The organism is Stenotrophomonas sp. HMWF003 (genome assembly GCF_003061285.1).
Lineage (GTDB): Bacteria > Pseudomonadota > Gammaproteobacteria > Xanthomonadales > Xanthomonadaceae > Stenotrophomonas > Stenotrophomonas maltophilia_AP.
In genome coordinates this window covers 1,524-2,512 of the sequence record NZ_QAIW01000370.1, presented here as the reverse complement: position 1 = coordinate 2,512, position 989 = coordinate 1,524, and the positions used below count along the sequence as shown (strand labels likewise).

1 protein-coding gene is annotated in these 989 nt (G+C 67.3%); it reads right to left on the bottom strand.

Annotation, left to right across the window (positions count from 1 at the left end):
• Positions 1-26 precede the first annotated feature (26 nt).
• Positions 27-356: a thioredoxin TrxA gene (gene trxA, locus DBR34_RS15290; RefSeq protein ID WP_038685830.1), complete on the bottom strand. Its 330-nt coding sequence runs from the start codon at positions 354-356 to the stop codon at positions 27-29.
• Between the last annotated feature and the right edge of the window lie 633 nt (positions 357-989).

Here is a 989-nt window from a genome sequence, read left to right as displayed (position 1 = left end):
CGGCGGGTACCGGCTGCCTGCTGCGATCAGGCCAGCGCCTTGTCCAGCATGCCGGCCAGCTGGGCCTTGCCGACCGCGCCGATCTGCTGCGCCTGGACCTGGCCGTCCTTGAACACCAGCAGCATCGGGATCGAGCGCACGTGGTACTTGGCGGCCAATGCGCGGTTCTGGTCCACGTTGACCTTGGCGATCTTGGCGCGGCCGTTGTAGGCGTCGGCCAGTTCGTCCAGGGCGGGGGCGATCATCTTGCACGGACCACACCACTCGGCCCAGAAATCGACCAGCACCGGTTCCTTGGAATTCAGCACTGCGCTATCGAAGTCGGCATCGCCGACATGTACAACCTTGTCGCTCATCTTGGTTTCTCGTCTGGAAATGCACCCGGCGGGGCCGGAGGAGGTTGAATTTGGACGCCACCGGAGGGTGCCATCCGCGTCTGCTGCCTCGTGGCCGCGAGGGCGGCCAGCGGTGCGCCAGGTGGATGCCTGGTCGCTCACGGCGGGCAGTGTACCCCTATCGTCGCGGCCGGGCAGGTGCTGCCTGAAACCCAGCATCCTGTGATCGGCGCCCTGCATTGACGGGGTAGTCCTTCTCTATATGCGGCCGTCCGGCACCGCCTCCAGTGCGCGGGGCGCGCGCGTTCAACTGGCGGCAGGCGCGGTGAAAACGTGTGAAATCCGCGCAGTCTCCGGCCGGTCCGTGCGCCGGCAGCCCCCCTCGGACGGGCTGTCTCATCCTATGGTGCGACAGCAGAGGCCGGTTTGGCGCCGACAGTGCGCTAAACTGCGCCATTGTGCGGCGCCCCTGGACCGGTTGGTCCGGCCCCGTCCAACCCCGGCGCAGGGCCCGCAATGGCGACGGTGCCCCCCAAGATTGCAAGCCTCCCGCGCACCGCTGCCGGGGCGGCCTTACCAAGACGGACACATGAGCGACAAACCGCTGACCGATTTGACCTTCTCCTCCTTCGAGCTGCATCCCGCCCTGCAGGC